Source organism: Pseudomonas fluorescens (assembly GCF_902498195.1).
In the GTDB taxonomy this organism is placed as follows: Bacteria; Pseudomonadota; Gammaproteobacteria; order Pseudomonadales; family Pseudomonadaceae; genus Aquipseudomonas; species Aquipseudomonas fluorescens_BU.
The window spans coordinates 216105-238422 of sequence record NZ_CABVIY010000002.1; the positions used below are offsets into that span (position 1 = coordinate 216105).

Sequence of the window (22318 nt, forward strand, 5' to 3'; positions counted from 1 at the left end):
CAGTCCGGGCAAAGGTGTCTGAAACTCCGTCTTCGCGAGCAAGCCCGCTCCCACATCGGGATTGGGCAGTGTTCACCTCAACGGTGATCGTACAACGGCGTTGAGCTATGATGGGCTTTCAGCCGATTTTTTCGAGACAGATGTTCACCATGGAAAACCCCAACGCCGCACCACGACTCCCTCGCAAGCGCCGCAGCCTCGCTCAGGAACTGGTGACGGTGCTGTCCGAGCAGATCCGCGACGGTCACCTCAAGCGTGGCGACAAGTTGCCCACCGAGTCGGCGATCATGGATGCCCATGGCGTCAGTCGCACGGTGGTGCGTGAAGCGATTTCCCGTTTGCAGGCGGCCGGCCAGGTGGAAACCCGCCACGGCATCGGCACCTTCGTGCTCGACACCCCGAGCCCGAGCGGTTTTCGCATCGACCCGGCCACCGTGGTCACCTTGCGTGACGTGTTGGCCATCCTGGAATTGCGCATCAGCCTCGAAGTGGAGTCCGCCGGCCTTGCAGCCCAACGCCGCAGCGCCGAGCAGCTTTCCTTGATGAGGGCGGCGCTGGATGCGCTGAATGAAAGTGTCTCCCACGCCAGCGATGCCGTGGCCTCGGACTTCCAGTTCCACCTGCAGATTGCGCTGGCCACCGGTAACCGCTACTTCACCGACATCATGACCCACCTGGGCACCAGCATCATCCCGCGCACCCGGCTCAATTCCGCGCGGCTGGCCCATGACGATCAGCAGCACTACATGAATCGCCTGAGTCGCGAACACGAAGAGATCTACGACGCCATCGCCCGCCAGGATTCAGACGCCGCCCGCGCGGCCATGCGCCTGCACCTGACCAACAGCCGTGAGCGGTTGCGCCATGCCCATGAAGAGGCTGAAGCGCAGCGGGGGTAGGTTTTCGGTCGTAGTTGTACATTGCCTGTCAGATTGCCTTCGCGAGCAAGCCCGCTCCCACCTTCGAACTTCGCCGATCACAGCGTTTGTGAACGCCGCGGATCAAACGTGGGAGCGGACTTGCTCGCGAAGAGGCCGCCAGCCCTTCCACAAAACCTTCGACATTCACCGCTGATCCTCCGACAACGTATCTCTGTCATGCCGTTGGTCGCCTGATTTTACCCCCGCCTCTCCACCCTGAAGACCCTGTAAACACGGCGGATTAACAATCCGTGTCCAACAATTTTCACCCCCGACGATGAAATGCAGTTGACGGTTGTATTTTAAGTTGTACGATGACCTACAACTTCAGCGCAGGCTGAGCTGTCTTCTCACACAAAACGTCGCACAGGGTGTTCGAATAATGAATCCACAAGAACTGAAGTCCATCCTCTCCTCTGGTCTGCTGTCTTTCCCGGTGACCGATTTCAATGCCCAGGGCGATTTCAACCGCGCTGGCTACATCAAGCGTCTGGAATGGCTGGCCCCCTACGGCGCCTCGGCACTGTTCGCCGCCGGCGGTACCGGTGAGTTCTTCTCCCTGGCGGCCAGTGAATATTCGGAAATCATCAAGACTGCAGTCGATACCTGCGCGACCAGTGTGCCGATTCTGGCCGGTGTAGGCGGTTCGACCCGCCAAGCCATCGAGTACGCTCAGGAAGCCGAGCGCCTGGGTGCCAAAGGCCTGCTGCTGCTGCCGCACTACCTGACCGAAGCCAGCCAGGATGGCGTTGCCGCCCACGTTGAAGCCGTGTGCAAATCGGTCAACATCGGCGTCGTGGTCTACAACCGTAACGTCTGCCGCCTGACCGCGCCGCTGCTGGAACGTCTGGCCGAGCGCTGCCCGAACCTGATCGGCTACAAGGATGGCCTGGGCGATATCGAGTTGATGGTGTCGATCCGTCGCCGCCTCGGTGATCGCTTCAGCTACCTGGGCGGCCTGCCGACCGCCGAAGTCTACGCCGCGGCCTACAAGGCGCTGGGCGTACCGGTCTACTCCTCGGCGGTGTTCAACTTCATCCCGAAAACCGCGATGGACTTCTACCACGCGATCGCCCGCGAAGATCACGCCACCGTTGGCAAGATCATTGACGATTTCTTCTTGCCGTACCTGGACATCCGTAACCGCAAGGCCGGCTACGCCGTGAGCATCGTCAAGGCCGGGGCAAAAATCGCCGGCTATGACGCAGGCCCTGTGCGTGCGCCGCTGACCGACCTGACCGGCGAAGAGTACGAAATGCTCGCCGCGCTGATCGACAAGCAAGGTGCGCAGTAACACACCCGTTTAAACGAGGCCGCTGAGTATTCAGCGGCCTTTTGCGTGAAGTCTTTACGATTCGAGGGCACTCCAGTGACAAAGCGCTACGACAACTACATCAACGGCGAGTGGGTCGCCGGTTCCGATTATTCGGCCAACATCAACCCGTCGGAATTGAGCGACACCATCGGCGACTACGCCAAGGCTGACCTGGCCCAGGTCAACGCCGCCATTGAAGCCGCCCGCGCTGCGTTCCCGGCATGGTCCACGTCCGGCATCCAGGCGCGTCATGACTCGCTGGATAAAGTCGGCACGGAAATCCTTGCCCGTCGCGAAGAGCTCGGCACCTTGCTGGCCCGGGAAGAGGGCAAGACCCTGCCGGAAGCCATCGGTGAAGTGACCCGCGCCGGTAACATCTTCAAGTTCTTCGCCGGTGAATGCCTGCGTCTGTCCGGCGACTACGTGCCATCGGTGCGTCCGGGCGTCAACGTTGAAGTCACTCGCGAAGCCCTGGGCGTGGTCGGTCTGATCACCCCGTGGAATTTCCCGATTGCCATCCCGTCGTGGAAAATCGCCCCGGCCCTGGCCTACGGCAACTGCGTGGTGCTCAAGCCTGCCGACCTGGTACCGGGATGCGCCTGGGCCCTGGCGGAAATCATCTCCCGCGCCGGCTTCCCGGCCGGCGTGTTCAACCTGGTGATGGGTAGCGGTCGTGTGGTGGGCGAAGCACTGGTCAACAGCCCGAAAGTCGACGGCATCAGCTTCACCGGTTCCGTGGGCGTCGGTCGCCAGATCGCCGTCAGCTGCGTATCGCGCCAGGCAAAAGTCCAGCTGGAAATGGGTGGCAAGAACCCGCAGATCATTCTCGACGATGCCGACCTCAAGCAAGCGGTCGAACTGTCGGTACAGAGCGCGTTCTACTCCACCGGCCAGCGTTGCACGGCTTCCAGCCGCCTGATCGTCACTGCCGGAATTCACGACCGGTTCGTCGAAGCCATGGCCGAGCGCATGAAATCGATCAAGGTCGGTCACGCGTTGAAAGCCGGTACCGACATCGGTCCGGTGGTGTCCCAGGCGCAACTTGAACAGGACATGAAGTACATCGACATCGGCCAGTCCGAAGGTGCGCGCCTGGTCAGCGGCGGCGGTCTGGTGACGTGCGACACCGAAGGCTATTACCTCGCGCCAACCCTGTTTGCCGACAGCGAAGCCGAGATGCGTATCAGCCGCGAAGAGATCTTCGGCCCGGTGGCCAACATCGTTCGCGTGGCCGATTACGAGGCAGCGCTGGCCATGGCCAACGACACCGAGTTCGGTCTGTCGGCGGGCATCGCCACGACCTCGTTGAAGTACGCCAACCACTTCAAGCGCCACTCCCAGGCCGGGATGGTGATGGTCAACCTGCCGACCGCCGGCGTGGATTACCACGTTCCGTTCGGTGGGCGTAAAGGTTCATCCTATGGATCACGTGAGCAAGGTCGCTATGCGCAGGAGTTCTACACCGTAGTGAAAACCAGCTACATCGGCTCCTGACGCAACACCCCTGTAGGAGCTGCCGGAGGCTGCGATCTTTTGATCTTTGAAAGATCGCAGCCTCGTTTCACTCGACAGCTCCTACAGGGAATACAACAGATTCACCCGCGCATAAAAATAATCAGTGGGAGTACATCTACATGCAATCGACCCAGAAGCCGACTCACGTCCGCTATTTGATCCTGCTCATGCTGTTCCTGGTGACCACGATCAACTACGCCGACCGGGCTACCATCGCAATCGCCGGCTCCAGCCTGCAAAAAGACCTCGGCATTGACGCGGTCACCCTCGGCTACATCTTCTCCGCATTCGGTTGGGCCTACGTGGCCGGGCAAATTCCCGGTGGCTGGCTGCTGGACCGTTTCGGTTCGAAAAAAATCTACGCGCTGAGCATTTTCACCTGGTCGCTGTTCACCGTGCTGCAGGGCTATGTCGGCGAGTTCGGCATGTCCACGGCGGTGGTGGCGCTGTTCATGCTGCGCTTCCTGGTGGGCCTGGCCGAAGCGCCGTCCTTCCCCGGCAACGCACGCATCGTCGCGGCCTGGTTCCCGACCGCTGAGCGCGGCACTGCCTCGGCGATCTTCAACTCGGCGCAATATTTCGCCACCGTGTTGTTCGCCCCGCTGATGGGCTGGATCGTCTACAGCTTCGGCTGGCAGCACGTGTTCATCGTCATGGGCGTGATCGGCATCATCTTCTCGGGCATCTGGCTGAAAGTGATCTACAGCCCGCGCCAGCATCCGATGATCAATGACGCCGAGTTCAAGCACATCGCCGACAACGGCGGCATGGTCGACATGGACCAGGACAAAGGCAAAAAAACCGACGGTCCGAAGTGGGACTACATCCGCCAGTTGCTGACCAACCGCATGATGCTGGGCGTGTACCTGGGCCAGTATTGCATCAACGGCATCACCTACTTCTTCCTGACCTGGTTCCCGGTGTACCTGGTGCAAGAGCGCGGCATGACCATCCTCAAGGCCGGTTTCATCGCCTCGTTGCCGGCGATCTGCGGCTTCATCGGTGGCGTGCTCGGCGGGGTGATTTCCGATTACCTGCTGCGCAAGGGCCATTCGCTGACGTTCGCACGCAAGGCGCCGATCATCGCCGGCCTGCTGGTGTCCAGCAGCATCGTGGCGTGCAACTACGTCGACGTTGAATGGATGGTGGTCGGCTTCATGGCCCTGGCATTCTTCGGCAAAGGCGTGGGCGCACTGGGCTGGGCCGTGGTGTCCGATACCTCGCCTAAACAGATCGCCGGCCTGAGCGGTGGTTTGTTCAACACCTTCGGCAACCTGGCGTCGATCACCACCCCGATCGTCATCGGCTACATCATCAGCTCCACCGGTTCGTTCAAGTGGGCGCTGGTATTTGTCGGTTGCAACGCCCTGGTCGCGGTGTTCAGCTATCTGGTGATCGTGGGTCCGATCAAGCGTGTGGTGCTCAAAGAGCCACCGGTCAATGGTCCTGAAACCCACAACAAATTGTCTCAAGCGCATTCCTGAGGAGCGGCGTCATGCAGTTGATTGAACATTCCGACTCGCCGCGCTACATCCGCCTGCACGAGCGGGACAACGTAGTGATCGTGGTCAACGATCAGGGCGTACCGGCCGGTACCGCGTTTGCCGATGGACTGGTCACCGTGGACTTCGTGCCACAGAGCCACAAGGTCACCCTGGAAGACATTCCCGAGGGTGGCCAGGTGATTCGCTACGGCCAGACCATTGGCTACGCGTTGCAGCCGATTCCACGCGGTAGCTGGGTCAAGGAAGATCAACTGCGCATGCCGACCGCGCCACCGCTGGACAGCCTGCCGCTGTCCACCGAAGTGCCGGCCGCGCAAGCACCGCTGGAAGGCTACACCTTCGAGGGTTATCGCAATGCCGACGGCACCGTCGGCACGCGCAACATTCTGGGCATCACCACGACGGTGCAGTGCGTCACGGGCGTGCTGGATCATGCGGTCAAGCGCATCAAGGACGAATTGTTGCCCAAGTACCCGCACGTCGATGACGTAGTGGCGCTGACTCACAGCTACGGCTGTGGCGTGGCGATTACCGCCACTGACGCATACATCCCCATTCGCACCGTGCGCAACCTGGCGCGCAACCCGAACCTGGGCGGTGAAGCCTTGGTGATCAGCCTGGGCTGCGAGAAGTTGCAGGCCGGGCAGGTGATGCACGAGGACGACAGCTCGGTGGATTTGAGCGAGCCGTGGCTGTACCGCCTGCAGGATTCCAGCCACGGTTTTACCGAGATGATCGAGCAGATCATGGAGCTGGCTGAAGTCCGCCTGAAGAAGCTCGATCAACGCCGCCGGGAAACCGTGCCGGCGTCCGAGCTGATCCTGGGCATGCAGTGTGGCGGCAGTGATGCGTTTTCCGGGATCACCGCCAACCCGGCCTTGGGCTATGCCTCGGACCTGTTGCTGCGCGCCGGCGCGACAGTGATGTTTTCCGAAGTGACCGAAGTGCGCGATGCGATCTACCTGCTGACCTCCCGGGCGAAAACCAGGGAAGTCGCACAAGAGCTGGTGCGCGAAATGGACTGGTACGACCGTTACCTGGCCAAGGGCGAAGCGGATCGCAGTGCCAACACCACGCCGGGCAACAAGAAGGGCGGGCTATCGAACATTGTCGAGAAGTCCCTGGGGTCGATCGTCAAGTCCGGCAGCAGCGCGATCAGCGGTGTGCTCGGCCCTGGCGAGCGGTTCAAGGAAAAAGGCCTGATCTTCTGCGCGACCCCGGCCAGCGATTTCGTCTGCGGGACCTTGCAGTTGGCGGCGGGGATGAACCTGCACGTCTTCACCACCGGTCGCGGCACGCCATACGGGCTGGCCATGGCGCCCGTGGTGAAGGTGTCGACCCGGACCGAACTGGCACAGCGCTGGCCGGACCTGATCGACATCGATGCGGGGCGCATTGCTACCGGACGGGCGTCGATCGAGGAATTGGGCTGGGAGTTGTTCCACTACTACCTGGACGTGGCCAGCGGCAAACAGCAGACGTGGGCGGAGCGGCATAAGCTGCACAACGACATCACCCTGTTCAACCCGGCGCCAATTACCTGATTTCGCGTCGCCTGTAAAAAGATCGCAGCCTGCGGCAGCTCCTACAGGGAAACGCAAATTCCAATGTAGGAGCTGCCGCAGGCTGCGATCTTTTGATCTTAAATCAGGCCCGGTGGCTTATCATTAGCCCCCTAACGACGCGCATCTCAAGGTTCCCCCGGCATGCTGGCAATTTTCCTCGAAACCCTGAACATCACCGCACCGGTGTTCGCCATGCTGTTTCTGGGTGTATTGCTCAAGCGCATCGACTGGATCAACGACAACTTCATCCATACCGCGTCGGCCCTGGTGTTCAACGTCACCATGCCGGCGTTGCTGTTTCTGGGCATCCTGCATGCCGACCTGCACGCCGCGCTGCAACCGGCACTGCTGATCTATTTCTCCCTCGCGACCCTGGCGTGTTTCGCCATTGCCTGGGGCTGGGCGATTCTCAAGTGCCCGCGTGAAGACCGCGGGATCTATACCCAGGGCGCTTTCCGCGGCAACAACGGGGTGATCGGCCTGGCACTGGCGGCGAGCATGTACGGCGACTACGGCATTTCCCTCGGCGCGATCCTCGCGGCGCTGGTGATCCTGTTCTACAACACCCTGTCGACCATCGTGCTGGCGGTGTACAGCCCGATCATCAAGTCCGACCCGTGGAGCATCTGCAAAAGCGTATTCAGCAACCCGCTGATCATCAGCGTGATCGCGGCGGCGCCGTTTGCGTATTTCAAGATCGGCTTGCCGGGCTGGCTGGAAACCTCTGGCCAATACCTGGCGCAAACCACCTTGCCGCTGGCGCTGATCTGCATCGGCGGCACGTTGTCGCTCGCGGCGTTGCGCAAAAGCGGCAAGATGGCGCTCAGTTCAAGCCTGGTGAAAATGCTCGGCCTGCCGATCCTGGCGACGTTGGGGGCGTGGCTCTGGGGCTTTCGCGGCGCGGAGCTGGGAATTTTGTTTCTGTACTTCGGCAGCCCGACCGCCGCCGCCAGTTTCGTCATGGCCCGGGCGGCGGATGGCAATCATGAGCTGGCGGCGGCGATCATTGTCATCACCACGCTGATGGCGGCGGTGACCACCAACATCGGGATCTTTTTGTTGCAGTGGGGTGGGTGGATCTAGCTGCAGATTTGCGGTGAATTGTAGGGCCTCTTCGCGAGCAAGCCCGCTCCCACATTTGGAATGCATTCCCCTGTGGGAGCGGGCTTGCTCGCGAAGGCGTCAGACCCGTCGTTGCAACATTCGGATATTTACACCGGCTTCTGGTAGCTATCGATCACTTCCTGCGCCGCGCGGAACGCATCGATCGCCGCCGGCACGCCGGCATACACCGCGCAATGCAGCAGCGCCTCGCGGATTTCTTCCACGGTGCAGCCGTTGTTCAGCGCGCCGCGCACGTGACCCTTCAGTTCCTGCGGGCACTTCAGCGCGGTCAGCGCGGCGAGGGTGATCAGGCTGCGGGTTTTGAGTGGCAGGCCTTCGCGATTCCACACGCCGCCCCAGGCGTGTTCGTTGACGAAATCCTGCAGCGGCTGGGTGAATTCGGTGGCGTTGCCCAGCGCGCGGTCGACGAAGGCGTCGCCCATCACTTGGCGACGTACTTCAACGCCGGTCTTCTTGTGCTCGGTCATGGCCATTTCCTCTTTTTAGTGTTGGCGACGCCAGGCGCGCAGCGACGTGAACAGCAGGAACGCCACCAGCGCCGGCAGGACGAAAAACAACATCAAATGTTCAAGTTTGCCCGCCAGCGGCATGCCGGTGGTGAACGACACCACGTGCAGGCCGTAGGCCAGGTACAAGCCCAGAAACAGCAGGCCTTCGGCGCGGGTCACCCGGTAACCGGAATAGAACACCGGCAGGCACAGCGCCGCGACGCCGAGCATCACCGGCAGGTCGAAATCCAGGGCATTGGGCGACACCGACAGCGGTGACGGCGCGATCAGCGCGGTCAAGCCGAGCACGCCCAGCAGGTTGAACAGGTTGCTGCCGATCACGTTGCCCACCGCAATCTCCCGCTCACCGCGCAAGGCGGCGATCAGCGAAGTCGCGAGTTCCGGCAGGGAGGTGCTGACGGCGACGATGGTCAGCCCGATGATCCGTTCCGACAGCCCCAGGTCGGTGGCGACCGATACCGCCGCCCCCAGCAGCAAATGCCCGGCGTACACCAGCATGGCCAGGCCGGCGGCGATCATCAGCAGGCTGCTGATCCACGGTGCCTGGCCGGCATGGTCGTGGCTGGACACCGGACGCGCCGAATGCCGCGATTGGCGCAGCAGCAAGGCCAGGTACAGCAGCAGCGCCGCCAGCAGTATCACGCCGTCGACGCGGGTCAGGTCTTCGTTCCAGGCCAGCACGAACACCAGCAGGCTGGCGCCGATCATCAGCGGGATGTCCAGGCGCACCAGTTGCCGTGAAACCCGCAACGGGATGATCAGCGCCGACAGCCCGAGGGTCACGAGGATGTTGAAGATACTGCTGCCGATCACGCTGCCCACGGCGATGTCGGCGTTGTGCGCCAGGGTCGCCTGCAGGCTCACTGCCATTTGCGGTGCACTGCTGCCGAGGGCGACGATGGTCAGGCCGATGATCAGCGGTCGCACATGCAGGCGCGCAGCCAGGCGCACCGCGGCACGTACCATCAGTTCGGCGCCGGCAATCAACAGCACCAGCCCGCTGAGTAATTCGATCACGCTGATCAGGGGTAAATCGGCTAGTCCGAAAATGGTCTGGGCTCCGTGTGTCAGTCGAGGGCTTGCACGCGAACCCGTGCAGTGCCGCTTCTGAGCATACCCAGTCGTTCGGCCGCTTCATGGGACAGGTCGATCAGGCGGCCACGGGTGTGAGGCCCGCGATCGTTGATGCGCACCACGCAGGACTTGTCGTTGTTCAGGTTGGTGACCTTCACCCGCGTACCAAAGGGTAGCTGGCGATGGGCGGCGGTCAGGGAATTCTTGTCGAAACGCTCGCCGCTGGCGGTGCGTTTGCCTTGGTGTTTGGCGCCGTAATAGGACGCTATACCGGTCTTGTCGTAGCCGTGTGGGTCGACGGTGTCGGTGCTGGCGCAACCTGATAGCAGAGAGAGCAGGGCGCAAAATCCAAGTAGACGCTTCATTTGAAAGCTTCCAAAAACAAATGTGGGAGCGGGCTTGCTCGCGAATGCATTCTGACAGTCAACTCTGAGTTGAGTGCCGAACCGCATTCGCGAGCAAGCCCGCTCCCACAAGGGAATGGAGCCAGTGTATTTGGCTGGCTCCATTCCTATCAGCCTTCGAGCTTGCTTTTAAGCAGTTCGTTGACCTGTTGCGGGTTGGCCTTGCCTTTGGAGGCTTTCATGGCCTGGCCGACGAAGAAGCCGAACATCTTGCCGCGTTTGGCTTCGTCTGCCGCGCGGTATTGTTCAACCTGCTCGGCGTTGGCCGCGAGCATTTCGTCCAGCACCGCCGAGATGGCGCCGGTGTCGGTCACTTGCTTGAGGCCGCGCTTGTCGATGATCTCGTCCGCGCTGCCTTCGCCGTTGGCCATGGCTTCGAACACCACCTTGGCGATCTTGCCCGAGATGGTGTTGTCCTTGATGCGCAGCAGCATGCCGCCCAGTTGCTCGGCCGAAACCGGCGAGTCCTCGATGTCCAGGCCTTGCTTGTTGAGCAGGCTGCCCAGTTCAACCATGACCCAGTTGGCTGCCAGCTTGGCGTCGCCGCCGATGCTCGCGACTTTCTCGAAGTAGTCGGCTTGTTCGCGGCTGGTAGCCAGCACGCTGGCGTCGTAGACCGACAGGCCGAATTGCTCCTGGAAGCGCTCGCGTTTCTGCGGTGGCAGTTCCGGCAGGGTGGCGCGCACGTCGTTGAGGAACGAATTCTCGATCACCACCGGCAGCAGGTCCGGATCGGGGAAGTAACGGTAGTCGTTGGCTTCCTCCTTGCTGCGCATCGGACGGGTTTCGTCCTTGTTCGGGTCGTACAGGCGCGTCTGCTGGATCACCTTGCCACCGTCTTCGATCAGTTCGATCTGACGCTGGATTTCGCTGTTGATCGCCTTCTCGATGAAGCGGAACGAGTTGACGTTCTTGATCTCGCAGCGGGTGCCGAACTCGACCTGGCCTTTAGGACGGATCGACACGTTGCAGTCGCAACGCAGCGAGCCTTCGGCCATGTTGCCGTCGCAGATACCGAGGTAGCGCACCAGGGCGTGGATCGCCTTGACGTAAGCCACGGCTTCCTTGGCGCTGCGCATGTCCGGCTCGGAGACGATTTCCAGCAGTGGCGTGCCGGCACGGTTCAGGTCGATGCCGCTGGCGCCGCTGAACTCTTCGTGCAGGCTCTTGCCGGCGTCTTCTTCCAGGTGCGCGCGGGTGATGCCGACGCGTTTGACCGTGCCGTCTTCCAGCGCGATGTCCAGGTGGCCCTTGCCGACGATCGGCAGTTCCATCTGGCTGATCTGGTAGCCCTTGGGCAGGTCCGGGTAGAAGTAGTTTTTACGGGCGAACACGTTGTGCTGGCCGATCTCGGCGTCAATTGCCAGACCGAACATCACCGCCATGCGCACCGCTTCCTGGTTCAGCACTGGCAATACGCCAGGCATGCCGAGGTCGATCAGGCTGGCCTGGGTGTTCGGCTCGGAACCGAAGGTGGTGGAACTACCGGAAAAGATTTTCGACCGGGTGGTGAGCTGGGTGTGAATCTCCAGCCCGATCACGACTTCCCATTGCATGTGTGTCTCCTCAGAAGCCGGTTGGGGTGCGTGTGTGCCAGTCAGTGTTGAGCTGATACTGGTGCGCAACGTTGAGCAAGCGGCCTTCCTGGAAATACGGAGCGAGCAATTGCACGCCCACCGGCAGGCCATCGACGAAACCTGCAGGCATGGACAAGCCCGGCAGACCCGCGAGGTTGGCGGTGATGGTGTAGACGTCTTCCAGGTACGCAGCGACCGGGTCGCTGTTCTTGGCGCCGAGCTTCCAGGCCGGGTTCGGCGTGGTTGGGCCGAGGATGATGTCGACCTCATTGAAGGCGGCCATGAAGTCGTTCTTGATCAGGCGACGGATCTTCTGCGCCTTCAGGTAGTAGGCGTCGTAGTAACCGGCGGACAGCGCGTAGGCACCGACCATGATCCGGCGCTGCACTTCAGGCCCGAAGCCTTCGCCACGGGAGCGCTTGTACAGGTCGATCAGGTTGACCGGGTTTTCGCAGCGGTGGCCGAAGCGCACGCCGTCGAAACGCGACAGGTTGGAAGAGGCTTCCGCCGGGGCGATCACGTAGTACGCAGGAATCGCGTGCTGCATGTTCGGCAGGCTGATTTCCTTGATCACGGCGCCGAGCTTTTCCAGCTCCTTGACGCTGTTGTGGATCAGCTCGGCGATGCGCGGGTCGAGACCGGCGCTGAAATACTCTTTCGGCACGCCGATGCGCAGGCCTTGCAGCGAACCGTTCAGGCTGGCGCTGTAGTCCGGCACGGGTTCATCGATGCTGGTGGAGTCGTTCGGGTCGAAGCCGGCCATACCTTGCAACAAAATTGCGCAGTCTTCGGCGGTGCGAGCCAACGGGCCACCCTGATCGAGGCTGGAGGCGTAGGCGATCATGCCCCAGCGCGAAACACGACCGTACGTCGGTTTCAGGCCGGTGAGGTTGGTCAACGCGGCGGGCTGACGAATGGAACCGCCAGTGTCGGTCCCCGTGGCTGCCGGCAACAGACGAGCGGCAACGGCGGCGGCCGAACCACCCGACGAGCCGCCCGGTACGTGCTCCAGGTTCCACGGGTTTTTCACCGCGCCGTAGTAGCTCGACTCGTTGGCCGAACCCATGGCGAATTCGTCCATGTTGGTCTTGCCCAGGGTCACGGCCCCGGCAGCGGCCAGCTTGGCAACCACGGTGGCATCGTACGGTGCCTTGAAGTTGTCGAGCATCTTCGAGCCGCAGCTGGTGCGGATACCCTGGGTGCAGAACAGGTCCTTGTGGGCGATCGGCGCGCCAAGCAGGGCGCCGCTCTCACCGTTGGCGCGGCGTGTGTCAGCGGCTTTCGCCTGCGAGAGCGCCAGCTCTTCGGTGAGGCTGATGAAACTGTTGAGCTGCGGATCGAGCTGGGCGATGCGCGCCAGCAGGACCTTGGTCAGCTCTTCGGAGGAAAACTTCTTGTCGGCGAGTCCGCGGGCGATCTCGGCCAGAGTCAATTGATGCATTGCAGGCTCTTTCCCTTTAGTCGATGACTTTCGGAACCAGGTACAGGCCGTTTTCGACCGCTGGTGCGATGGATTGGTAAGCCTCGCGATGATTGGTCTCGGTCACGATGTCCGCACGCAGGCGCTGGCTGGCTTCCAGTGGGTGGGCCAGCGGTTCGATACCGTCGGTATTGACCGCCTGCATTTCGTCGACCAGCCCGAGAATGCTGTTGAGGGCCGAAGTGATGTGTGGAAGATCGGCATCATTGAGGCCAAGGCAGGCCAGATGAGCGATTTTTTCCACGTCGGAGCGTTCAAGCGCCATTGGGATTCTCCAGTGGAAAACAAAACGGACGACGTCCGTGTGTTAGATTGTCGGAACACTACCGCACTTCTACGGTCATAAGGCCGCGATTGTGGGGCTTGGTGCACAGAAAAGCGGCCAATTTAACATATTGGCGCCTTGCCCAAAATCCCTGTCGTTGTTAGAGTTTGCCGCACTTTTTTACCCACGCGTTGCCTAGGGTCCCTTTCCCATGTTCAAGAAACTGCGTGGCATGTTTTCCAGCGATCTTTCCATTGACCTGGGCACTGCCAACACCCTTATTTACGTGCGCGAGCGCGGTATCGTCCTGAATGAGCCATCGGTTGTGGCCATTCGGACACACGGTAACCAGAAAAGTGTCGTTGCTGTCGGCACCGAAGCCAAGCGCATGCTGGGCCGTACGCCGGGCAACATTGCTGCCATTCGTCCGATGAAGGACGGTGTGATCGCCGACTTCAGCGTCTGCGAAAAGATGCTGCAGTACTTCATCAACAAGGTTCACGAAAACAGCTTCCTGCAGCCCAGCCCTCGTGTGCTGATCTGCGTTCCATGCAAATCCACCCAGGTTGAGCGTCGTGCCATCCGTGAATCGGCCCTCGGCGCCGGTGCCCGTGAAGTCTTCCTGATCGAAGAGCCAATGGCGGCTGCGATCGGTGCCGGCCTGCCGGTTGAAGAAGCTCGCGGCTCGATGGTCGTGGATATAGGTGGCGGTACCACCGAAATCGCGCTGATCTCCCTGAACGGTGTGGTCTACGCCGAATCCGTCCGTGTTGGCGGCGACCGCTTCGACGAAGCGATCATCACTTATGTGCGTCGCAACTACGGCAGCCTGATCGGTGAGTCCACGGCCGAGCGCATCAAGCAGGAAATCGGTACGGCCTACCCGGGCGGCGAAGTGCGTGAAGTCGACGTTCGCGGTCGTAACCTGGCCGAAGGCGTCCCGCGCGCCTTCACCCTGAACTCCAACGAAGTGCTGGAAGCGTTGCAAGAGTCCCTGGCAACCATCGTTCAGGCCGTTAAGAGCGCACTGGAGCAATCGCCTCCGGAGCTGGCTTCCGATATCGCCGAGCGTGGCCTGGTACTGACCGGCGGTGGCGCTTTGCTGCGTGACCTCGACAAGTTGCTGGCCCAGGAAACCGGTCTGCCGGTAATCGTCGCCGAAGACCCGTTGACCTGCGTTGCTCGCGGCGGTGGCCGTGCATTGGAAATGATGGATAAACACACCATGGACCTGCTTTCCAGCGAATAACCCGCCGGATCGCCTCCATGCTGTTGAGCGCGCAGGCAGCACTTTGCAGTGCTGCCTGTTCGCGTTTATCTTCTGTCGTCTGCATCCAGGCCGGTTTGATGCCGTATGAATAAAGAGAACATTTGCCTGGGAGGAGCGGCTCATTAAACCGCTTTTCACCAAGGGTCCCTCACTGGGCGTGCGCTTGTTGGTGCTGGTCGTGCTTTCGGTCGCGCTGATGGTGGTCGATGCCCGCTTCACACTGCTCAAGCCAGTGCGTAGCCAGATGTCGCTGGTGCTGATGCAGTCCTACTGGATCACCGACCTGCCGCAGCGGCTATGGCAGGGTGTGGCCAGCCAGTTTGGCAGCCGGACCGAACTCGTCGCCGAAAACGAAAAACTCAAGAGCGAGAACCTGCTGTTGCAGGGGCGCATGCAAAAGCTTGCTTCCCTGACCGAACAGAACGTTCGGCTGCGCGAGTTGCTCAACTCATCGGCACTGGTCAACGAGAAGGTCGAAGTGGCCGAATTGATCGGCATGGACCCCAACCCGTTCACCCATCGCATCATCATCAACAAAGGCGAACGTGATGGCGTGGTCCTCGGTCAGCCGGTCCTCGATGCCCGTGGCCTGATGGGCCAGGTGGTCGAGTTGATGCCCTACACCTCCCGCGTCCTGCTGCTGACCGACTCCACCCACAGCATTCCGGTGCAGGTCAACCGTAACGGCCTGCGGGCGATTGCCAGCGGTACCGGTAACCCGGAGCGCCTCGAACTGCGCCACGTGGCGGATACCGCCGACATCAAGGAAGGCGATCTGCTGGTCAGCTCCGGCCTCGGCCAGCGGTTCCCCGCGGGTTACCCGGTCGCCACGGTCAAGGAAGTGATTCACGACTCCGGTCAGCCGTTCGCCATTGTCCGCGCGGTGCCGACCGCGGCCCTCAACCGCAGCCGTTACCTGCTGCTGGTGTTCAGCGACAACCGCACGGCTGAAGAGCGGGCCAACGATGCCGCGCAGGCCCAGGAATCCCTGGATGCGCAAGGCGGTGGGCCGATCATCCCGGCGACCGTGCCGAAACCCGCGATCGTTCCGGCTGCCGTTGCGGCACCGGCCACGCCGGCCGCTCCAGCGGTGGCACCCGCAGCCGCCGCACCGGTCAAGCCTGCCGCCACCCATCCGGCCGCTGCCAGGCCGCCAGCGACTGCCCCGGCAGCCGCCAAGCCGCCGGCGGCTCAGCCCGCTGCCGTCAAGCCTGCTGCCAAACCGCCTGCCTCCGCGCCGGCGACCACTGGGGGACGAGAATAATGGTCGGTGTCAAAGCCTCCCGAAACGGCTGGATGGTCTGGCTGACGTTCGCCATCGGCATGCTGCTCAGCGTTTCGCCGCTGCCGCAGTTCATGGAAATCCTTCGCCCGCTGTGGCTCGGCCTGCTGCTGGCATTCTGGGCGCTGGCCCTGCCGCAAAAAGTCGGGATGGTCACCGCGTGGTGCCTGGGCCTGGCGGAAGACGTGCTGTATGGCACGTTGCTGGGTCAGAACGCGTTGATCCTGACCCTCATTACCTACCTGGTGCTGGCGCTGCAGCAACGCCTGCGGATGTTCCCGATGTGGCAGCAGAGCCTGGTGATCCTGGTGATCTTCGGCCTCGCGCAGCTGGTTCAACTCTGGCTCAGCGCGTTGACCGGCAACCGCCAGCCAACACTGGCGCTGGTCTTGCCGGCCCTGGTCAGCGCGCTGCTCTGGCCGTGGATCAGCTTCGGTTTGCGCGGATTGCGTCGACGCTACAAAATCAATTAATTCGGTCAGGCATTTGCCTCCAACTCGACAGGGAGATGTCTTGATGAAACGGCTGTATCTCGCCTCTGGCTCGCCGCGTCGGCGTGAACTGCTCACGCAGATCGGCGTGCCGTTCACCGCCACCAGCGCGGACATCGACGAAACCCCCCTGACTCACGAATCTCCATTGGCCTATGTCGAGCGTCTGGCGCGCGGCAAGGCAGCGGCTGGCCGGGATTGTGTGGCGTCCGATGCGCCGTTCTGCGTCCTGGGCGCCGATACCGCCGTGGTGCTCGACGGCAAAATTCTCGGCAAACCGGTTGATGAAGCCGATGCTTGCGCCATGCTGAAGCTGTTGTCCGGCCATGAACATGAAGTCCTGACGGCCATTGCGTTGCTCGACGGTGAGCGTTGCGAGTCGCGGGTGGTGCGCAGTGTGGTGCGGTTTCGCCCCATCGCCAGTGAGGAGGCGGCGGCCTACTGGGCCAGCGGCGAGCCACGGGACAAGGCCGGTGGTTACGGCATTCAAGGGTTGGGCGCGGTGTTTGTCGCCGGGCTCAATGGAAGTTATTCGGCGGTGGTTGGACTGCCGCTGTGCGAAACCGCGGAACTGCTCGGCCATTTCGGCATACCCTGTTGGCAAACCCCTGACGCGCGCTAAGCGTTGTACGGACCAGATGCGGCCATTAACGTGAACATGCCTGAACGAGACCCTGCCATGAGTGAAGAGATCCTGATCAACATCACGCCGATGGAATCACGCGTGGCGGTGGTTGAAAACGGTGTCCTGCAAGAGGTGCATGTCGAGCGCACGCAAAAGCGCGGGATCGTCGGCAATATCTATAAAGGCAAGGTCGTGCGCGTATTGCCGGGCATGCAGGCGGCTTTCGTCGATATCGGCCTGGATCGTGCCGCGTTCATCCATGCTTCGGAAATTTCCCTGCGTGAAGGCCCGGCGGTGGAGAGCATCAGTGCCCTGGTGCATGAAGGCCAGAGCCTGGTGGTGCAGGTCACCAAGGACCCGATCGGCTCCAAGGGCGCGCGCCTGACCACCCAGTTGTCGATCCCCTCGCGCTATCTGGTGTACATGCCGCGTACCGCCCATGTCGGCATTTCGCTGAAGATCGAAGACGAAGCCGAGCGCGAACGCCTCAAGCAAGTGGTCACCGATTGCGTGGCCAAGGAAGGGATCAAGGAAGCCGGTGGTTTTATCCTGCGTACCGCGGCGGAAGGTGCCGGGGCCGATGAGATCCTCATGGACATCCGCTACCTGCGCCGGCTCTGGGATCAGATCAGCGAGCAGATCAAAACCATCAGCGCACCCAGTGTGATCTACGAAGATCTCGGCCTGGCATTGCGCACCCTGCGTGACCTGGTGAGCCCGAAGATCGAGAAGATTCGTATCGACTCACGGGAAACCTTCCAGAAAACCACACAGTTCGTCGCCGAACTGATGCCGGAAATCGCCGATCGTCTGGAACATTACCCCGGTGAGCGGCCGATTTTCGACCTGTACGGTGTCGAGGACGAAATCCAGAAAGCCCTGGAACGCAAGGTCCCGCTGAAGTCAGGTGGTTATCTGGTGGTCGATCCGGCGGAAGCGATGAGCACCATCGACGTCAACACCGGGGCATTCGTCGGTCATCGCAACCTCGAAGAAACCATCTTCAAGACCAACCTCGAAGCCGCGACCGCCATCGCTCGCCAACTGCGCCTGCGCAATCTGGGCGGGATCATCATCATCGACTTCATCGACATGGAAGACGAGGAACACCAGCGTCAGGTGCTGCGCACGCTGGAGAAGCAGCTCGAGCGTGATCACGCCAAGACCAACATCATCGGTATCACCGAGCTGGGCCTGGTGCAGATGACGCGCAAGCGCACCCGCGAAAGCCTCGAGCAAGTGTTGTGCGAGCCGTGCACCAGCTGCCAGGGGCGCGGCAAGCTGAAGACCCCGGAGACCATTTGCTACGAAATCTTCCGCGAAATCCTCCGGGAGGCTCGCGCCTATCAGGCGGAAGGCTATCGTGTATTGGCGAACCAGAAAGTTGTCGACCGCCTGCTCGACGAAGAGTCCGGCAACGTCGCCGAACTGGAAGGATTTATTGGGCGCACCATTCGGTTCCAGGTCGAAACCATGTACTCCCAGGAACAATACGACGTGGTGTTGCTCTGAATCGCCATGTCTTGATTAAACCTGCACGGCTGGCTTCAGCTTTCCGCAACACTTTTGCCATGGGAGCCAACTGACATGGAGCGTCTGACACGCATTTTGGCCGCTTTGACCCGCTGGGGTCTGGGCCTGTGCGCGTTGGTTTTGGTGTTGATGGCGTTGTACGTCAGCCTGGGCCGCGAACTGGCGCCGCTGGTGGGCGAGTACCGTGACGAAGTCGAGACCCGGGCCGGCGAGGCCCTGGGGATGCCGCTGCAAATCGGTGAGCTGGAAGGCAGCTGGAGCGGTTTCGCGCCCATCCTGTCGGCGCACGATGTGACCCTCGGCGAGGGCGCCAATGCCCTGCACCTGGAGAGCGTGCGCGCGGTACCGGACCTGTGGGCCAGCCTGCTGGCGCGCGAAGTGCGCATCGCCCATGTCGCGCTCAATGGCCTGAAAATCAGCCTCAAGCAAGGCGATGACGGTCAGTGGGCGCTGGAAGGCCTGCCGGTCAAGGACGATCAGCCGCTCGATCCCGAACAATTGCTCAATCGCCTGCAAATGATCCAGCAGTTGTCGGTACTCGACAGTCAGGTCACCTTGCAGCCGTGGGGTGCGTCGCCGCTGACGTTGACCTATGTCGGCCTGACCCTGAAAACCGGTGCCACCCGTCAGCGCCTCGATGCCCGTTTGACCCTGCCCGATGGCCAGCCGCTGGCCATGAGTGTCCGTACCCGCCTGCGTGCCAGTCAATGGAAAGACGGTGAGGCCGAGGTTTACCTGAGCCTGCCGCAAAGCGACTGGTCGAAATGGCTGCCCGAGAACATCAGCCAGCAGTGGAATTTTTCCGAGATCAAGGCCGGTGGCGAGCTATGGGTCACCTGGGGCAAGGGTGTGTTGCAAAGCGCTACGGTGCGTTTGAATGCGCCGCACCTCAAGGGCGCCTATGCCGAGCGCAAGCCGGTCAAGATCGACAACCTGGCGCTTAACGGCTATTTCCAGCGCAGTGCGCAAGGGATGTTGGTGACGGTGGATTCCCTGGCCATGAATCTCGGCAAGACCCGCTGGGAATCCCGACTACAGGTCAAGCAAACCGCCGCCACCGATAAAACCGAAGAACTCTGGCACCTGCAGGCCGACCGCCTTGACCTGACGCCGCTCACGCCGTTGCTCAATGCCCTGGCGCCATTGCCGGAAGGCTTTGCCACGGTGGTCGAGCGACTCAAGGTCACCGGCGGGCTGCGCAATGTACTGATCGACGTGCGGCCCAATGCCACCGACGACAGCAAGTTCAGCTTTGCCGCCAACCTTGAACAGGTGGGTTTCAACGCCTATCACGGCGCACCGGCGGCCCGGAATGTCACGGGCAGCATCAGCGGTGACCTCGGGCACGGCGAGTTGCGCATGGACAGCAAGGATTTCATGCTGCACCTGGACCCGATTTTCGCCAAACCCTGGCAATACCTCCAGGCCAACGCCCGCCTGACCTGGAAACTCGATAAAGAAGGTTTCACCCTGATCGCGCCGTACCTGAAGGTGCTGGGCGAGGAGGGCAAGATTGCCGGCGACTTCCTGATCCGCCTGCATTTCGATCACACCCAGGAAGACTACATGGACCTGCGGGTCGGCCTGGTGGACGGTGACGGTCGCTACACCGCCAAGTACCTGCCAGCGGTGCTCAGCCCGGCGCTGGACGAATGGTTGCGCACGGCGATTCTCAAGGGCGCGGTGGACCAGGGCTTCTTCCAGTACCAGGGCTCGTTGAACCATGGTGCGGCCGACACAGCGCGCAGCATCAGCCTGTTTTTCAAGGTGCACGATGCCGAGCTGGCGTTCCAGCCAGGCTGGCCCCATGTCAGCAAAGTCACGGGCGATGTCTTCGTTGAAGACAGTGGCGTGCGGATTCTGGCCAGCAAGGGGCAACTGCTCGACACCCAGGTCAGCGACATTTACGTCAACATTCCCCATGTGCCCGAAGGGCAAAGCTCCCACCTGTTGCTCGACGGCGCATTCGCCGGAGGCTTGGGTGATGGCTTGAAAATCCTGCAAACAGCGCCGATCGGCACGGCTGAAACCTTTGCCGGCTGGGAAGGCGAGGGCGATCTGCAAGGCAAATTGAAGCTGGATATTCCGCTGGTCAAAGGTGAGCAGCCGAAGATCCTCGTCGATTTCAAGACCGCCAAGGCTCGCCTGAAACTGGCCGAGCCGACCCTGGAACTGGCCCAGCTCAAGGGCGATTTCCGTTTCGACAGCGCCAAGGGCCTGAGCGGGCAAAACATCACCGCACGGGTCTTCGACAAACCGGTGACCGCGCAGATTTTCGCCGAGGGTCGCGAGGGCAAGCTCAACACCCGGGTCACCGCTGCGGGGCAGGTCGAGGTCAAGAAACTCACCGACTGGCTGAAGGTGACCCAGCCCTTGCCGGTGAGCGGCGTCATCCCTTATCAGTTGCAGCTGACCCTGGATGGCGCCGATAGCCAATTGATGGTCAATTCCAATCTCAAAGGTGTCACCGTGGATTTGCCGGCACCTTTCGGCATGTCGGCCGATGCGGGGCGTGACACGACGTTTCGCATGACCCTGCAAGGAGCAGAGCGCCGCTATTGGGTGAACTACGGCGAACTGGCCAATTTCACTTTTGCCGCACCCGCGGCCAATTTCGCCGACGGGCGCGGTGAGTTGTTCCTGGGCAAGGGTGAGGCGGTGCTGCCAGGTGCCAAGGGCTTGCGGATACGCGGCGTGCTCTCGGAGCTGGACGTCGGCCCATGGCAGGATCTGGTCAGCAAGTATGCCGGGCAAGACCCCGGCGGCAGCGCCAAGCAATTGCTCAGCGGCGCGGATTTCAAGGTCGGCAAGCTCAGCGCCCTCGGCACCACGCTGGATCAGGCTTCCGTGCAGTTGACGCGCAAACCGTCTGCCTGGGCATTGCAGCTCGACAGTCAACAGGTCAAGGGCAACGCCAGCTTCCCCGATGCCAAGGCCGCGCCGATGGTGATCAATCTGCAGACCGTGCGTCTGCCCGCCCCTGACCCGACGGTGCTGGCCGACGAGAACTCGCCGGATCCACTGGCCTCGGTCGACCCGACCAAGATCCCTGCGCTGGATATCACCATCAATCAGCTGTTCCAGGGCAACGACCTGGTGGGTGCGTGGTCGCTCAAAGTGCGTCCTACGGCCAAGGGCATCGCCCTCAACTCGCTGGACATGGGCCTCAAGGGCATTCTGTTGCAGGGCAGCGGCGGCTGGGAAGGCACGCCCGGCTCCAGCACCAGCTGGTACAAGGGGCGGATCAGCGGCAAGAATCTTGCCGATGTGCTCAAGGGCTGGGGCTTTGCACCGAGCGTCACCAGCCAGGAGTTCCGTATGGATGTTGACGGCCGCTGGCCCGGTTCACCGGCATGGCTGGCCTCCAAGCGCTTCTCCGGCACCCTCGATGCGTCGATGAAGGAAGGCCAGTTTGTTGAAGTCGAAGGCGGAGCGCAGGCGTTGCGGGTGTTCGGCCTGCTCAACTTCAACTCCATCGGTCGGCGTTTGCGCCTGGACTTCTCCGATCTGTTCGGTAAAGGCTTGAGCTATGACCGGGTCAAGGGGCTGCTGGTGGCGACCAATGGCGTCTACGTCACCCGTGAGCCGATCCAGATGACCGGCCCGTCGAGCAATGTTGAACTCAACGGCACCCTGAACCTGGTGGGCGATCAGATTGATGCCAAGTTGCTGGTGACCTTGCCGGTGACCAACAATCTGCCGATTGCGGCACTGATCGTCGGCGCACCGGCCATTGGCGGGGCACTGTTTCTGATCGACAAGTTGATCGGTGATCGCGTGTCCCGTTTCGCCAGCGTGAAGTACACCGTCAAAGGGCCGTGGAAAGACCCGAAAATCACCTTCGACAAGCCTTTTTGAAACGC

General features: G+C 61.6%; 18 protein-coding genes. 12 read left to right on the forward strand and 6 right to left on the reverse strand.

What is annotated here, in order from left to right:
• Window positions 1-149 precede the first annotated feature (149 nt).
• From F8N66_RS06325 to F8N66_RS06350, 6 genes are all read left to right on the forward strand, one after another.
• On the forward strand, window positions 150-899 hold the full coding sequence (locus tag F8N66_RS06325) for a FadR/GntR family transcriptional regulator (RefSeq protein ID WP_150769375.1): 750 nt from the start codon (window positions 150-152) through the stop codon (window positions 897-899).
• A gap of 403 nt (window positions 900-1302) precedes the next feature.
• Window positions 1303-2214: a 5-dehydro-4-deoxyglucarate dehydratase gene (gene kdgD / locus F8N66_RS06330; RefSeq protein ID WP_007976489.1), complete on the forward strand. Its 912-nt coding sequence runs from the start codon at window positions 1303-1305 to the stop codon at window positions 2212-2214.
• 75 nt (window positions 2215-2289) lie between these two features.
• The gene (locus tag F8N66_RS06335) at window positions 2290-3729 is read left to right on the forward strand and encodes an aldehyde dehydrogenase family protein (RefSeq protein ID WP_150769376.1); all 1440 of its coding nucleotides are present in this window, start codon (window positions 2290-2292) and stop codon (window positions 3727-3729) included.
• Window positions 3730-3869: 140 nt separating this feature from the next.
• Entirely contained in the window at window positions 3870-5234 is a 1365-nt protein-coding gene (locus F8N66_RS06340) for an MFS transporter (RefSeq protein ID WP_150769377.1), read from the forward strand.
• An 11-nt stretch (window positions 5235-5245) separates the two neighbouring features.
• Window positions 5246-6799, forward strand: coding sequence for a galactarate dehydratase (gene garD, locus F8N66_RS06345; protein WP_150769378.1), 1554 nt, complete (start codon window positions 5246-5248; stop codon window positions 6797-6799).
• A gap of 162 nt (window positions 6800-6961) precedes the next feature.
• Window positions 6962-7903: an AEC family transporter gene (locus tag F8N66_RS06350; protein WP_150769379.1), complete on the forward strand. Its 942-nt coding sequence runs from the start codon at window positions 6962-6964 to the stop codon at window positions 7901-7903.
• 128 nt (window positions 7904-8031) lie between these two features.
• Here F8N66_RS06350 and F8N66_RS06355 read toward each other — a convergent pair whose 3' ends face one another.
• From F8N66_RS06355 to gatC, 6 genes are all read right to left on the reverse strand, one after another.
• The gene (locus tag F8N66_RS06355) at window positions 8032-8412 is read right to left on the reverse strand and encodes a carboxymuconolactone decarboxylase family protein (RefSeq protein ID WP_150769380.1); all 381 of its coding nucleotides are present in this window, start codon (window positions 8410-8412) and stop codon (window positions 8032-8034) included.
• A gap of 15 nt (window positions 8413-8427) precedes the next feature.
• A complete protein-coding gene (locus tag F8N66_RS06360) occupies window positions 8428-9471 on the reverse strand; it encodes a calcium/sodium antiporter (RefSeq protein WP_150769381.1) in 1044 nt (347 codons plus the stop codon).
• Between the two features lie 50 nt (window positions 9472-9521).
• The gene (locus F8N66_RS06365; RefSeq protein WP_150769382.1) at window positions 9522-9893 is read right to left on the reverse strand and encodes a septal ring lytic transglycosylase RlpA family protein; all 372 of its coding nucleotides are present in this window, start codon (window positions 9891-9893) and stop codon (window positions 9522-9524) included.
• Window positions 9894-10042: 149 nt separating this feature from the next.
• Window positions 10043-11488 carry an Asp-tRNA(Asn)/Glu-tRNA(Gln) amidotransferase subunit GatB gene (gatB, locus tag F8N66_RS06370; RefSeq protein WP_150769383.1) on the reverse strand — a complete coding sequence of 482 codons (1446 nt, stop codon included), beginning with the start codon at window positions 11486-11488 and terminating at the stop codon, window positions 10043-10045.
• Window positions 11489-11498: 10 nt separating this feature from the next.
• Complete coding sequence (gatA, locus tag F8N66_RS06375; protein ID WP_150769384.1) at window positions 11499-12950, reverse strand: Asp-tRNA(Asn)/Glu-tRNA(Gln) amidotransferase subunit GatA; 1452 nt, start codon at window positions 12948-12950, stop codon at window positions 11499-11501.
• 16 nt (window positions 12951-12966) lie between these two features.
• On the reverse strand, window positions 12967-13254 hold the full coding sequence (gatC, locus tag F8N66_RS06380) for an Asp-tRNA(Asn)/Glu-tRNA(Gln) amidotransferase subunit GatC (RefSeq protein WP_150769385.1): 288 nt from the start codon (window positions 13252-13254) through the stop codon (window positions 12967-12969).
• A gap of 211 nt (window positions 13255-13465) precedes the next feature.
• On the opposite strand from gatC, the gene mreB reads away from it, so the two are divergent.
• From mreB to F8N66_RS06410, 6 genes are all read left to right on the forward strand, one after another.
• A complete protein-coding gene (gene mreB / locus F8N66_RS06385) occupies window positions 13466-14503 on the forward strand; it encodes a rod shape-determining protein MreB (RefSeq protein ID WP_002555108.1) in 1038 nt (345 codons plus the stop codon).
• Window positions 14504-14645: 142 nt separating this feature from the next.
• Complete coding sequence (gene mreC / locus F8N66_RS06390) at window positions 14646-15788, forward strand: rod shape-determining protein MreC (RefSeq protein ID WP_150769386.1); 1143 nt, start codon at window positions 14646-14648, stop codon at window positions 15786-15788.
• Entirely contained in the window at window positions 15788-16279 is a 492-nt protein-coding gene (gene mreD / locus F8N66_RS06395) for a rod shape-determining protein MreD (protein ID WP_150769387.1), read from the forward strand. Before mreC ends, mreD begins: the two co-directional genes overlap by 1 nt.
• A gap of 43 nt (window positions 16280-16322) precedes the next feature.
• Complete coding sequence (locus F8N66_RS06400; protein ID WP_150769388.1) at window positions 16323-16919, forward strand: Maf family protein; 597 nt, start codon at window positions 16323-16325, stop codon at window positions 16917-16919.
• Window positions 16920-16976: 57 nt separating this feature from the next.
• Window positions 16977-18434, forward strand: a complete 1458-nt coding sequence (gene rng, locus F8N66_RS06405) for a ribonuclease G (RefSeq protein ID WP_150769389.1) — start codon at window positions 16977-16979, stop codon at window positions 18432-18434.
• Between the two features lie 75 nt (window positions 18435-18509).
• On the forward strand, window positions 18510-22313 hold the full coding sequence (locus F8N66_RS06410) for a YhdP family protein (protein ID WP_150769390.1): 3804 nt from the start codon (window positions 18510-18512) through the stop codon (window positions 22311-22313).
• The last annotated feature ends 5 nt before the right edge of the window (window positions 22314-22318 follow it).